Source organism: Metallosphaera sp. D4-4 (assembly GCF_046245145.1).
In the GTDB taxonomy this organism is placed as follows: Archaea; Thermoproteota; Thermoprotei_A; order Sulfolobales; family Sulfolobaceae; genus Metallosphaera; species Metallosphaera sedula.
In genome coordinates this window covers 1008461-1022339 of record NZ_CP176412.1, presented here as the reverse complement: position 1 = coordinate 1022339, position 13879 = coordinate 1008461, and the positions used below count along the sequence as shown (strand labels likewise).

The following is a 13879-nucleotide window of genomic DNA, read 5'->3' as shown; positions in this document are numbered from 1 at the left end:
TTGGATCACAATGGAAGAGTTATATTAACGCGTTTATTTCTAGTCTCTCCCTTTATTTTCAGGCATTTATCGGTCGTTGCCCAACCTATTTTTCCCTCTTCCAGCGAGGATGTTTCGAGAATTTTTGCAAATTCTTTTATCTCATATCCGAATTTTTCAATATCCAGATCGTTCACTGGTATTGAGCTAGTGCATTCCTCTGTACTTTCCTTAATTTCCTTTATCTCTATCTCGTTGTAGTATATGTCCAATATTCCCCATCGTTTCTTCCCTATTCTGATCCATCTAGGTAGTTTTGACATTGGATAGTCGTCCGAGGTGACCACGTACGTCATAAACTCCGAACCTGGGGAGAAGGCAGAGTAGCTAGTTAATCTGGGAAAAATGTTCTTTGTAGGTTTCCTGGTTGGTAATGCGTAACTCCACGATTCCGCTGACAGCAGAAATGAATTGAGCATAATTTTTTTGGGAACTAGAGGAAAAGAATACAGTGATTGTCCCTCTCTTCTTGCAAATTTTTCTATCTCCATTTTAACTGTAGTGTACTGAAGAGGTCTTTCTCCAGATTTCTTGGCCCTTGATTCATAATCAGCCTTATGCAGGGAAGGTATCACGAAGTAGGCCTCCGAGGGCATCCCTAGCAATCCGTACATCACAGGATAGTTATGAATGTATGGTGAAGGAGTTATATAGGAGCCCATTGACGACGAAGACGTTATCATTGGTTTTACTTCGGTGGAAAAAATAAGGAATCCTTCTAGAGTAAGGTCCGCCTCATATATTTTCATTTCTTGTCCCCGAGGAATTTTTCTATTCCTCTTCTGAAGTTAATTCCATTTGTCCAGGCCTCCTTTACAACCTCGTGGGATATTGTTCCATTTACAGTTAGTTCGTCCAATACTTTCTTCGCGATATCCTCGGATGTCACCAGCACGTGATTATTCTTGAATTTCTCTAGATAAGAGTTTATTTTTCTATTTATTTCCTCTAAATTATTCAGTCCCCTTATTCCTGCTCTCATGTGTAAGTCATAACCGGAGGAAATTTCGTAGGATGAAAATATTATCGCTGGTATGTGTACAGATATTTTTCCGAAATCGCTAGTTACTGCGCCTATTCTGCTGGTAGATGCCAATGAGTAAAGCGCTAGCAAGAATTCTGCCGGGCTAACGTCCTTCATTACTACCTTTCCTACGAATATTGTGCCTTCCCTGACCAAGGATAGTCTGAACAATGCTCCAGTCCTTTCTCCCTCTCCTTGTATGAAGGTGGTCTTCGTCACCTCATCTACTGCATTAAAAGTTCTAACCACTACGCTTTGTTGTTCAGGTTGCGTAGCTATATACAAATCTCCTTCAATTCTACTCTTTAGGTTGAACGACCCTCCTTCCCTAACCGCGAAACCAAACTCCATACAGTTGGGGCATTCTCCGCACAACCCTCCCATCCTTTCTTCCTCCTTCTTTGTTGGAGAAAACGGCCTTAGGGAGCAATCCCAATCGTCTTCCTTTCCTCGTATTCCATCTATTTCCTTTTTATGGTGAGTATAATCCCTTCTTAGTAATTCCAGCATTTTTCTTCTTGTAGTTGAAGTTAATTTTTCGTGAAGTATTATAGGATATTTCTTATCCTCTATGGTGGCTAATGTTATATCCTCTCCTCCTTCATGCCTTATTATTAGTTCTCCTTCCGCCTGTATTGTCGCAAATACGTTGATTACTCTTCCTCTTGGTACAGCGTTTTCTTTTTTAACGTCTGATAAATCCGCAAAAAATGGATATATTTCTTCTATCTTTTTATCCAATATTTTTTGAATTTTTTCATTGAGACTCATTCTTCCCACCCACTACTTTGTATAGGATATACAACCAATTTACTATCGCGTTCGAAATCGAGATAGCCAGAGACCTATCGCTCTGGCTTTCTATATCGTATAAAATAGAAAAAATATCATTTAACTTATAATATATTATCTTCTTCTTTTCATCAGTAAATACTTTTTCAGACAGTTGATTTTCTAGAGAGGACAAGGACGCATTGACGGCGATCCCTATTCTATCCTCCTTTGATAGGTTAGTGGAGGACGTTTTGAAAAACATATCAATACCATCCCTCAAAAATCCTATTACATCGTACTTTGATTTAGCTTGCTTATTCATTTCCTTTAGATTCGCTGCAATCGAATACAAACTATTTTTTAACGTTTCACCCATTTTGGACACCTGACCCAGGGTAAAATTTAAAAAATATGAACGAGGGGATATATATTTGAAAAATCTACTATCCTCTTCCAAAGTAGTTCCTATACCAAAACCAAAGGCTAGCACTGACAGAGAGGGATCTACAGAGGCAAATAGGTCCATCTCGCTAGCCATTTCATTTATACAATTCTCATCTCCCCCGCATACTCCAATCTTTTCATAATAAGATAGAAGGAGAAGTAGCGTCTTGTAATTAACGCCCTCCTTCTCACTCTCTAATTTGGTCCACGTGTAATTGAATTCTGAAGAGAAGTCAATACTCCTGCTTTCCTCTGGAATATCTAGTATTGTAGAAGAAACTTTTACTGGAGCAGATAGGTAAGAGATAGAGATTAAGGGAGCGTAAGGCAGAATTTTATTAAAAGTAGTCTTGTCCAACCTAGTGATCATCTTCGATTTAGGAGTAACATCGGAGGCCCTTACTATCACCTTTGACGATAGGTAATCGACAATACTTCTCTTATTAGTTAGTTCGTTAAAATCTCCACCACACGAACGTAAAACATCCAGATAACTTGAATTTGATGTAATCTTTCTAGTCACATCTGCTATTTTAGTAGGATCATAATCCAATATTTTGAGTAAGGAAACTGGAATACCTGGATAGAACGACACAATGAAATAAGGAGGTTGTATCTCGTTTTTCAACTGTGCAGCTTCATAATTACATATTTTGCATATGTGCAACTGATAGCTTATTTTATCAATCTCATCTAACGCAGTTTCTCTAGGAATGAAAATCTCAGTTTTACCAGAAAGCAATTCAGCAAACTGCTTAAAACGAACAGGTTCCTTATCGTAAATAGAAGTACCACAAACTATACAATAATCATAGGGCTTTTCATTAACTTCTGGAAGGTCATCTTGAACATAACCAGAAAAAGACTTCTTGACAAAGGAGAGCAAAGTCAAATCCTTAGTTTTAGCCGAAGAGTACTTTCCTCTTATAATACTCTTTATTTTGTCCAATAAAGGAATAGGATCATCAATCCCCTCCATATAATGCGGAAAGTTTTCTTTAATTTCTAAATTTTTCTTAATGTAATCTTTATCCGAAGAAGAGAATTTCTCGATAAAATACATTAGAACGCCATAAGGTATATCGTCCTTATGATTCTCAATGATTTCCTCAGCAACTTTCACCTTCAGTTCCGGTGGCAAAAGGCCAGCTTGATCCTCAAAGAATGAGCACAATTTAGATGGTAGAAAGGCATTAACCTGCTTCCCTTTTCCTTTCTCGTCATATAAGGCTGACTTCCTAGAGTTAGGATCATTTAATGTTTCAAAAAGCTCCTTTTTAGAATTCAAGCATTTTTCTATTTTATCCTTTATAGCGTCAATATCCTTTCCCTCCATCATTTTTTCCAAAGTATTGTATATGGAAAGAAGAGATATTGGCGGAGAGTCCTTTTTAGTCAAATAAACGAAACCATCGGTATAAGAAATTAATGGAAAGCCATTACTCAAATTAATTATTTCATTAGAGGCTAATAGAGTAAATAATCTGAAAGTGGAGGAAACATATTTCAAATCCAGACCGTAAGAATTCAAAGCCCTTATGGCGTCAGTATAGGAAGGAGATTCCTTATATTTCACTACATCATTAACGCTTCTGATGTCACTTATCATTAACATATCGGCCAATTTTACAGAAACCCATATAGGTAAATGGACACTATCTGGCAAAGTTCCTTCAGCAAATAACGATAGAAAATGTAAAGCCTGGTTCTCGTTAAATCCCAAAGTTTTAGCAATTTCCTTTGCCCTATTCTCCTTTTTCTGCAATTTATTCCAATCATGAAGAAAACCTACATAAAAACACAACTCCCTAAAATTCTTGTTATAAGCTTTTTCCAAAGGAGCAAAAGCAGAGGAATCAACATCATAAATATTCTTGCATATATCCATGGATAAAGTACCAACTGAAACAGTATGAAAAACGTAAGATTGAGGAGACTTATACTTGGCCTCTTTAACTCCCTCCTCAAAACTCAAAGATGATAGAGCCTTTTCCACTATAGGAATGATCTCATTTCCTTTCTCTATCATCTTGTCTTTTTCTGCATCCATATAATATACTCTTAACGCTGGTTTATAAACTTTTACACTCTTTTTATCAACGTCAGTATTTTCATGTCAGCGTGAAAAAGGCTTATATATTTGCAGGTTTTATGTAAAAGTATGAAGGTTTTAGTATTATCTATAGGCTTTACCGTGGAATACTTGGTTAGAATAATTTCTACCAGGGGAACCTCTGACGTAGAAAAAATAGTGATTTTTACCTCATTTGGAGAGGATCCCCTGAGCAGAAAAAGATCAGAAGATGCGATCAACTACGCGAAAGACTACCTCTCCAAAGCTGGATTGAAATATGAAATAAAGGCTTTAGATATCTCCAAGTCATTTCTAAACGTAGTACTACAAATAGCAGAAACATTGAAAAAATATAATGAGATTGAAATTTACATTTTAGGTGGGATGAGATTGTTTGCACTATCATTATACTACTATGGGTTAGTGGCAAGGAGTTTGAACAAAAACGTGAAAGTAGTGCTTTACACAGAGGACATGAGTCTTATAGGAGAACTACCATTAACAATTCCAGAAAAATTGAAGGATGAAGAGATAAAAATACTCAGGACTATAGAAAACCAAAAAACCTTGAAGGAGATAGCAAATCTATTAAATAAATCCATATCAACAATATCAAAACAAATGGATTCATTAGAGGAAAACAGACTGGTGGAGTGCCAAAGGGTAGGAAACTTGAAGCAGTGCAAGGTAACAGAGCTAGGAAAAATCTTACTACAGCTGGATGATAGAAATGTATAAGCTCTACCAGATAAAAATAAAACTCTCAAAGTTTAGAACGGTGGACTACACGGGAAAACTGGTGAAGGCAATCCTGATTCAAGCAAATGACAAGCTGGAAGAATTATTTGAAAGCGAGAAATACCCGTCACCAAAACCAATAAGGATAACCCCAATATTCAAGGACAAACAACCAATATACTCAAAAGTGATAGTAAAAAAGTTTGGAGAGGATAGAAAACCGAACTTCCCACCGAGAGAAATAGAAATAAATGGCGAGTACACCTTTTTCATAGGAGTAAAGGACGAAGTAAATATAGAGCTGCAAAAGGCTTTAACGAACCTAATCAAGGGTATAGACTTCGATTACGGATCCTATAGGGTATCCGCAAAGATGATAGAGTTCGAAGAGAAGGAACCAACAATACAAGAAAACTTCCACATTCTAAAGATAAAATTCAACTCGCCGTGTGTATTTAGGGATCCGTTCACCAGAATAGCGTCGATGGAGAGAAAATCAACGGAAAAGAGATTCCTGCCATTTCCACCGTTCATATTCTCTGTGAACGTGTATGAAATAAGCAGAGAAATATACAAAAGAAACATAATAAGACTGGCTTACTCCCTGGTGGAATCCCACAACAACTTGAACACAGTAATGAAAGTCTGGTACTATTACGACGGGGATTGGTTGCCTGGAATAATAGGGTATGCGAAATTCTACCTAAAGAAGGATTTACCAACATTCGTGATCAAAAACTTAGTAGAAATATTCAAACATGCACAAATTATGGGAGTGGGAACCGGAAGAGCTGCGGGATTCGGATTTGCAGAAATCGAAACAGTATAGCTCCTTTTCTCCATAGGGTATGGATTCTACGGTTAAGGTTTTGGGATGGTCTGTAGAGAAGCTAATTTTCAGATGCATAAATTACTTCAGGCTCCATACTCGCAAATCCTCCTGTAAAGACATGAACTGCAGTACCTTATCCTTTCACCTTTGGGTTCACCCTCTAAAACGTCATATAGCAAGTTAGAAGCGTACTCCAATACCCTAGCGTTAGGAATTACCAGAACTCCAAATTCCTCTCCAGCAGTAGTAGAAATAATCGCCGTAGAACAATAATCATAATACTTCATGCACATATAGGCATAAATTACACTCCTTAATATTATATGATTTATTCCAGATTCCAATCTAGTTATCGTAAATTCCAGAACCAACGAATCCTCCAACCCATCGGGTATTCCCACAATCTTCACCCAATCCTTATATTTAAAGTAGACCTCCATTTGCCTTGTTTTCCATTCCAAATCGTTCTTCCTTTCGTAATCCAATCTGGGATCAACGGAACTAAACGCTTTATCAATGGAGAACTTGGCCCTTAATTCACAGATTGACAAGTCATCAAAGATCCTGGCCGGCAAAGATAATTTGTAACTGGTTTCTCGATACCTTATTCTTGGAGACGACAATAGTTCTTGAGAAGTCAGCGTTTTCGACAGGGACGAAAGCGATTGTATCTCTTTCCTTAAGATAGCCCGCAATTTTCTCCGATAAGAAGAGAACTCTATTGTAGGATAATCTTCCTGCGTAAACCGATCTAGATACAAATGATAAACCGTAATGCCGTAGGAGCCTCCTAACTTTACCACGGATTTCCTCGTCCGAAATGTCATAAGCCACTACCACATACATGTTAGAATTAATATTTTGAAAATATTTAACATTAATCTCCTGTTCACTAGAGCCACTAAACAAGGGGAAAGGGGTAAACTAAGCAATTATGTAAAGGCTAATGTGAAGGGAAAGGGGAGTTTTCGAAGGTCGTCATTTTGACTCGAGGTCCTTTCCTGAAGGTCGAGGTCAGATTCCGGGCTTAATTCCGCGACAAGACCATCAAAGATGCGAGGAAGGTCTGGAAATCGCAAAGTTTCATGATAGGGCCTGTAACTCGAACAGGATCTAGGATCTCGTCCTCAAGATCTAGATTACGCTGAAGCCCAACGCCGATAGTTCTAGTCCGCATTGGAGGGATACTATGCCTTGAGTACAGAGAGTCACCCGCGACTGAAGCTGGAGGGATACCCAATATCGTTGTGTAATTGGCGTTCAAAATGACTAGAATGCAAAACAAATCCATTAAGCCTCGGAAAAGACGATCTTGATAGGATGTATAGCCTCGATATTATATCGGTTAAGAAGATGTTCAAAGAGATGAGTGCAAGGGGCATCCTCTAGGGAAACCTTTAGAAGTTTCGGATTCATCATGAGAAGGTAGTTCCTTGTGAGGTCAGCGGATTGAGTGGTGCAATGGATTTTTGTGAAGTAAATCATCTAAACGATTTTTGTGAAGTAAATATATAATCTATCGAATGTAAATTTATATGATATGCACTATCTCGTGATCTCGCAATCGCCATAATTAAGGCCCTAGATCATACCGAGGTCAGTTTTAGTTTCCTTCTCGTCATTACAGTCAGACACACCTAATCATTTTTACACGTAACCATCAATGACATTAACGTCATTATCATCAACGTCGCCATTAATGATAGACTGCATCAGCTGGAGAATGGTAGCCCAAGTAGCTGGAGGAGAAGAGGAGTGATACCTCTGAAGATGGACCGTTAGAGAAGTTCAGAGGAGGGAGAAGAGAGAAGGAGGAAAAAGTCAGCTCTAGAGAATGGAGAGGATGTCTTCTATATACCTTGCTCCTTTCCATTCTATTTCCTTTGCAAGGTTCAAGTATTTCTTCACTTCTCGGATGCCTTCCCCCAAACGCTGAAGCGGTCGTCGATAACAAATAGGGTTTCTTTTGTCTGAGGGGTGATCCTGTTCATTGTGATTTCCCACCGTCCAAAGTCCGACATACTGAATGATATGATATAGTATGTCCCTGGCTTTACTACATAAACGTCTTCTCCACGATTTCCAGTCCTAGATCTGAACTGAGTAGTTGGAGATATGAACCAACCTGACTCAGAGAAAACTACCGATCCATCATATCCTCCCTTGCTAGTAGATCTGAATTCTGTCTTGAATCTCATTTTCACTCTTCTTCACCCTCAATAACTCTGACTATCTTTACTTTAGTTTCTTCTCGTCATTACCACAACGACCCCGTCAATCCTAGAGATGTTCATGTTTTAGTTTCTTCTCGTCATTACAGAGTTGAGTTGATGCGTGTTAGTATTCCGTGTTTTAGTTTCTTCTCGTCATTACAATTAGTGAAACAGTTACTGGAACATGGAATTACGTTTTAGTTTCTTCTCGTCATTACTCTTCCACGATTCGGTGTGGATCCCTTTCTACCGTGACCTGGTTTTAGTTTCTTCTCGTCATTACCTTTAGCCCTGTTCTGATTCACCCCTAGACCTACTGGTTTTAGTTTCTTCTCGTCATTACTCTGTAATGGAGCTGGAGTTGTAGCATCACCAGATGTTTTAGTTTCTTCTCGTCATTACAATGGTCACTAACGTAGATGGTGACGAGATATTGAAGTTTTAGTTTCTTCTCGTCATTACAATAGATCTTCCATGCCTACCGGGGTAATCTTCCTGTTTTAGTTTCTTCTCGTCATTACAACATCAATAACACCAAAAGAGCCCTATGCAGAAGTTTTAGTTTCTTCTCGTCATTACAAACCTCATCGTTGGAAGTAATGGTTACATCTGGTGTTTTAGTTTCTTCTCGTCATTACCGAGCTCTGCAATCTAGCGAATCTCCATGCACTGAAGTTTTAGTTTCTTCTCGTCATTACAATATATTGTGTGCCATTTGTATTTGTGCCATTTGGTTTTAGTTTCTTCTCGTCATTACCGAGTGGGAATAGATATCCCACTCCTCCACGACGTTTTAGTTTCTTCTCGTCATTACGCTTCAGCTCCAGTAACCCAAACATGGGATTCGGTCTTTTAGTTTCTTCTCGTCATTACAGTCCCTGAAGATACGTAGTCAGCGATGAGACTGCTTTTAGTTTCTTCTCGTCATTACTGGGAATTAGTGGCCAAACAGGGAAAATGGAGAGAACTTTTAGTTTCTTCTCGTCATTACACCCGCAGGGCAGTCCAATTTTTGCTTCATTACTACTTTTAGTTTCTTCTCGTCATTACTTTGATTGAGACGGGTCTAGCAAGCAAGGACTTTGTCTTTTAGTTTCTTCTCGTCATTACAATATCACTATATTTTAATTCAGCCTCTGTTAGTTTCTTTTAGTTTCTTCTCGTCATTACGAATGGACAGTGGACAGGGATTTTTAACTTTGCGCTTTTAGTTTCTTCTCGTCATTACATAGTGACGTGAAGAAGTTCTCGATAGGGTTTACCTTTTAGTTTCTTCTCGTCATTACTTGCTTTGGCTTGCGTATCGTTTATTAGCCCGATCCTTTTAGTTTCTTCTCGTCATTACATGTCCGCTCTGATTCTGTATGGGTCGTCATAGAACTTTTAGTTTCTTCTCGTCATTACTCATGATCTTCACTTTCATGTTCCTGGTCCTCCTCCTTTTAGTTTCTTCTCGTCATTACGTAGTGGAGGAGGAGGCCTACGATGAATAACGAGACTTTTAGTTTCTTCTCGTCATTACAGATCAATTTACGGCAGACTCAGAGTCAATAAGTCTTTTAGTTTCTTCTCGTCATTACAATCCCCGTAAGGGGACTAGTTGGACAACTAGTACTTTTAGTTTCTTCTCGTCATTACGAAGTTCGCTGATGTCAAAGTGCCTAGGTTCGCAGTCTTTTAGTTTCTTCTCGTCATTACCTCGTGCAGTGCTCTGAGACCATCTCGAAATCTTTGCTTTTAGTTTCTTCTCGTCATTACACAATATCGCCTTCGCACAATATGAACTTGGATACTTTTAGTTTCTTCTCGTCATTACTTCTAGGTCCAGAATTTTCAAGATATCGTAAACCTTTTAGTTTCTTCTCGTCATTACACCTCACCATCGGGGGTCTGCAGGTTGAACTGAAACTTTTAGTTTCTTCTCGTCATTACAAGTTAGCGTAATGCAGCCCCGGGCGCTCAACTAGCTTTTAGTTTCTTCTCGTCATTACACTGAAAAAGGGAAAATCGTCCCGCGGGCCAAACTCCTTTTAGTTTCTTCTCGTCATTACCGCTAGCGCTTATTCTTTCGCTTTTGTGGCGCTTCTTTTAGTTTCTTCTCGTCATTACGCTGTAGGTACGTCAAGTACACTGGGCGCAGCGACCTTTTAGTTTCTTCTCGTCATTACGTTTCGTGGTGCCAAGGGGTAAGCCGAACTATGCCTTTTAGTTTCTTCTCGTCATTACTCCCTTCACGAAGTTTGAGATCCCTGAAGTAATGCCTTTTAGTTTCTTCTCGTCATTACATGTGATCCAGCGGGGTAACGTTACTGTGGTAATCCTTTTAGTTTCTTCTCGTCATTACTACTACTTCTCGTTTCCAGTCATGAAGATACTGATACCTTTTAGTTTCTTCTCGTCATTACTCAAATATTGTGAGGAACGCGTCCAATATTGCGAACTTTTAGTTTCTTCTCGTCATTACATCCTCCTCTCGTTCCCTCTCTTGAGAGCTTTCATCTTTTAGTTTCTTCTCGTCATTACGCAAGATAGAGTTCGCTATGTGGCTGGATGGGGACTTTTAGTTTCTTCTCGTCATTACCCGCGGGAAGAGTTCGTAGAGAGCGTAAAACATCTCCTTTTAGTTTCTTCTCGTCATTACACTGTTCACAGGATCCGTCACCCTAGAAGGGAGTCTTTTAGTTTCTTCTCGTCATTACAATAACCCAACGACTCAGGCCGAGTACCTGAAGCACTTTTAGTTTCTTCTCGTCATTACAGTTTAACATAGTATTCATCAATACACCAGCTGAAAACTTTTAGTTTCTTCTCGTCATTACGAGGTTCTCATGGAGATGGATAAGGACACAGCAACTTTTAGTTTCTTCTCGTCATTACTGATAGGGCTAGTCACGTTATCAGGCGATGCTACCTTTTAGTTTCTTCTCGTCATTACTTGGTACACAAGTTTCACCTCCAATTACCGTTTCGCCCTTTTAGTTTCTTCTCGTCATTACTATTTTCTTTAATTCCTTCATATTCTCATGAGTACTTTTAGTTTCTTCTCGTCATTACGTCTGCTGCAGCAGCTTTACTCCGTTCTTGAAGCTTTTAGTTTCTTCTCGTCATTACATCAGGCCATATGACTGTGCCACACCACTCTTTTCCTTTTAGTTTCTTCTCGTCATTACAGTAAAAAGGCGTGAGGCCCAGGGGTGGTCAATTCACTTTTAGTTTCTTCTCGTCATTACTGGTCAATAGACGCAAGGAGACAAGTTAGCGAAGCACTTTTAGTTTCTTCTCGTCATTACCAGACTTTCGGCGCATTTTCGATCGGCGGAATGGTCTTTTAGTTTCTTCTCGTCATTACGAATTATGTGAAAGAATGTAGCTCCTGCATGACTCTTTTAGTTTCTTCTCGTCATTACTTGGCACGGTAGGCTTCACGCTCTCGATCTATTACCACTTTTAGTTTCTTCTCGTCATTACAGCGTTACTCAGCTGGATCTCGTTAAAGGGCTGGACTTTTAGTTTCTTCTCGTCATTACAATATTCTGAAGGTAGTAGACTATCCCCAACATCCTTTTAGTTTCTTCTCGTCATTACTCGTCCACGAACCAGATCTGTGTAGCCGGTATCGTCTTTTAGTTTCTTCTCGTCATTACGAAAGAACAGGAGGAGAAGAATCGTGACTCAGCTCTTTTAGTTTCTTCTCGTCATTACAAGATCTACAATATGTTCTCCCGTTGTTGCATCAATCTTTTAGTTTCTTCTCGTCATTACTGATCCATTGGCCTCAGCTCTATAGGCCTTACTTCTTCTTTTAGTTTCTTCTCGTCATTACATTTCGTTAATGAAGCGTTTAGCTATGTTGATTTACTTTTAGTTTCTTCTCGTCATTACCTATATCTGAAGCCTGAGTCGACTCTCGCCGAAGACTTTTAGTTTCTTCTCGTCATTACTCATATTATATAATATATATGTATAGCGACAAGGTCCTTTTAGTTTCTTCTCGTCATTACTCGTATGAGACTGTAGCATTTACTGAAGCGTTCGACAACTTTTAGTTTCTTCTCGTCATTACCTAGCACTTTTCTCTACTGTAGAAATTACGTCTTCCTTTTAGTTTCTTCTCGTCATTACGATATACGTGGACTTTCCGTTGGCCCCCTCTCCGTATCTTTTAGTTTCTTCTCGTCATTACAATTTTTGCTCCGAATGCTCCGATTTTTGCATCTCTTTTAGTTTCTTCTCGTCATTACTTTTACTCTCCATATCCTCATCATAATACTTCTTCATAACAACTTTTAGTTTCTTCTCGTCATTACAGAATAATATACCCAAGTGGGCAAGATTATCAATTCCTTTTAGTTTCTTCTCGTCATTACGTGTGCAGGAACAAGTTTTCTGGATCCGCACCTGCTTTTAGTTTCTTCTCGTCATTACTGCATCGTCGTAAAGTAATGCCCTGATTTCCAGTCCTTTTAGTTTCTTCTCGTCATTACAACGTAAAAAACGTTGATTTAAAAACACAAGAAAACTTTTAGTTTCTTCTCGTCATTACTGTTGGCCAAAAATACACCAGAAAACGGGTCATATCTTTTAGTTTCTTCTCGTCATTACTCAGGAGTAGAGACCACAGTTCACAACGACGTAACTCTTTTAGTTTCTTCTCGTCATTACAAATAAGCGCTGGAAAAGAGCGAATTACCGACATCTTTTAGTTTCTTCTCGTCATTACTACAACAAGTTTCTACGCAGGCTGGATAAATTGTACTTTTAGTTTCTTCTCGTCATTACTAACTTAAATGAATTATGCCCCCTTTTGAACAGGCTTTTAGTTTCTTCTCGTCATTACATGTTCACGTTCGAGATAGGTACTATGCTGATATCTTTTAGTTTCTTCTCGTCATTACGAATCTCGCCCGTGTCCGTTACCCTCGTCGAAATCTTTTAGTTTCTTCTCGTCATTACAACCCGAAGATGAAGACATGTATCCCGAGTCAATCGTCTTTTAGTTTCTTCTCGTCATTACACTCTCCCCGCCTTCTCTCCCTCGTTGTTGTAGAAACTTTTAGTTTCTTCTCGTCATTACGTCGCAAAGTAGAGATATGTGTCGCAAGCTCAACCTTTTAGTTTCTTCTCGTCATTACGAAAGGGGGCGATATAATTTTTAACGTGGTAGACTTTTAGTTTCTTCTCGTCATTACGGTTTCAGTCTGGAGATTACCAATATCAAAAATCTTTTAGTTTCTTCTCGTCATTACAAGTGCAAGGTTGGAAAGGATTGTCGTTCGCAATCTTTTAGTTTCTTCTCGTCATTACGACTTGAGTTGGACGTACTCTCCTCCATAGTAGAACTTTTAGTTTCTTCTCGTCATTACTTGAACCTTTCATTTTTGTGCCAATCGCTTCGGCCGTCTTTTAGTTTCTTCTCGTCATTACCCATGTCCCTGTTTCTAGAGTCTGGCCGTTATACTTTTAGTTTCTTCTCGTCATTACCTCGATGCAGTTTGGGCGCACGTGAAGGAGTGCCCCTTTTAGTTTCTTCTCGTCATTACCTTGTAGCTGTTGAGAGGAGTTGCCTGTTGCTAAGTCCTTTTAGTTTCTTCTCGTCATTACCTAGTAGAAGAGTTTGAGAGGTCGAGAGTCATCTCCTTTTAGTTTCTTCTCGTCATTACGTTTTTACACCAAGGTTATAAATTTCTATTTCATACTTTTAGTTTCTTCTCGTCATTACACTATTGCCGTCAGTAGTTAGA

Annotated in this window: 8 protein-coding genes and 1 CRISPR repeat array (1 of these 9 only partly in view); of the genes, 2 read left to right on the top strand and 6 right to left on the bottom strand. The window is 38.9% G+C overall.

All coding sequences use genetic code 11. The features are described from left to right. Positions 1–5 precede the first annotated feature (5 nt). Genes ACI49J_RS05635 through ACI49J_RS05625 form a run of 3 tightly spaced genes read right to left on the bottom strand, consistent with a single transcriptional unit; the run spans position 6 to position 4331 of the window. Positions 6–788 (bottom strand): type I-D CRISPR-associated protein Csc1, encoded by a 783-nt coding sequence (locus ACI49J_RS05635; protein ID WP_240253460.1) that lies wholly within the window; start codon positions 786–788, stop codon positions 6–8. Continuing rightward, positions 785–1834 carry a type I-D CRISPR-associated protein Cas7/Csc2 gene (cas7d, locus tag ACI49J_RS05630; RefSeq protein WP_240253459.1) on the bottom strand — a complete coding sequence of 350 codons (1050 nt, stop codon included), beginning with the start codon at positions 1832–1834 and terminating at the stop codon, positions 785–787. The genes ACI49J_RS05635 and cas7d overlap by 4 nt, the downstream gene beginning before the upstream one ends. After that, on the bottom strand, positions 1821–4331 hold the full coding sequence (locus tag ACI49J_RS05625) for a CRISPR-associated protein (protein WP_240253458.1): 2511 nt from the start codon (positions 4329–4331) through the stop codon (positions 1821–1823). The genes cas7d and ACI49J_RS05625 overlap by 14 nt, the downstream gene beginning before the upstream one ends. 111 nt (positions 4332–4442) lie before the next feature. On the opposite strand from ACI49J_RS05625, the gene csa3 reads away from it, so the two are divergent. Further along, positions 4443–5093, top strand: coding sequence for a CRISPR-associated CARF protein Csa3 (csa3, locus tag ACI49J_RS05620; protein WP_240253457.1), 651 nt, complete (start codon positions 4443–4445; stop codon positions 5091–5093). Beyond that, positions 5086–5922 carry a CRISPR system precrRNA processing endoribonuclease RAMP protein Cas6 gene (cas6, locus tag ACI49J_RS05615; RefSeq protein WP_240253452.1) on the top strand — a complete coding sequence of 279 codons (837 nt, stop codon included), beginning with the start codon at positions 5086–5088 and terminating at the stop codon, positions 5920–5922. Before csa3 ends, cas6 begins: the two co-directional genes overlap by 8 nt. Before the next feature lie 86 nt (positions 5923–6008). On the opposite strand, the gene ACI49J_RS05610 is transcribed toward cas6, so the two are convergent. From ACI49J_RS05610 to ACI49J_RS05600, 3 genes are all read right to left on the bottom strand, one after another. Beyond that, a complete protein-coding gene (locus ACI49J_RS05610; RefSeq protein ID WP_240253448.1) occupies positions 6009–6476 on the bottom strand; it encodes a hypothetical protein in 468 nt (155 codons plus the stop codon). A 4-nt stretch (positions 6477–6480) separates the two neighbouring features. Continuing rightward, positions 6481–6771: a CRISPR-associated endonuclease Cas2 gene (gene cas2 / locus ACI49J_RS05605; protein WP_240253446.1), complete on the bottom strand. Its 291-nt coding sequence runs from the start codon at positions 6769–6771 to the stop codon at positions 6481–6483. Between the two features lie 1058 nt (positions 6772–7829). Continuing rightward, positions 7830–8129, bottom strand: a complete 300-nt coding sequence (locus tag ACI49J_RS05600; protein ID WP_342813203.1) for a hypothetical protein — start codon at positions 8127–8129, stop codon at positions 7830–7832. Positions 8130–8162: 33 nt separating this feature from the next. Further along, a CRISPR array of direct repeats spans positions 8163–13879; the repeat unit is 24 nt; unit sequence CTTTTAGTTTCTTCTCGTCATTAC; it runs 1758 nt beyond the window's last position.

Coding starts and splice junctions, on each gene's coding strand:
- ACI49J_RS05635 (WP_240253460.1), bottom strand. CDS start 788: ATGAAAATATATGAGGCGGACCTTACTCTAGAAGGATTCCTTATTTTT.
- cas7d (WP_240253459.1), bottom strand. CDS start 1,834: ATGAGTCTCAATGAAAAAATTCAAAAAATATTGGATAAAAAGATAGAA.
- ACI49J_RS05625 (WP_240253458.1), bottom strand. CDS start 4,331: ATGGATGCAGAAAAAGACAAGATGATAGAGAAAGGAAATGAGATCATT.
- csa3 (WP_240253457.1), top strand. CDS start 4,443: ATGAAGGTTTTAGTATTATCTATAGGCTTTACCGTGGAATACTTGGTT.
- cas6 (WP_240253452.1), top strand. CDS start 5,086: ATGTATAAGCTCTACCAGATAAAAATAAAACTCTCAAAGTTTAGAACG.
- cas2 (WP_240253446.1), bottom strand. CDS start 6,771: ATGTATGTGGTAGTGGCTTATGACATTTCGGACGAGGAAATCCGTGGT.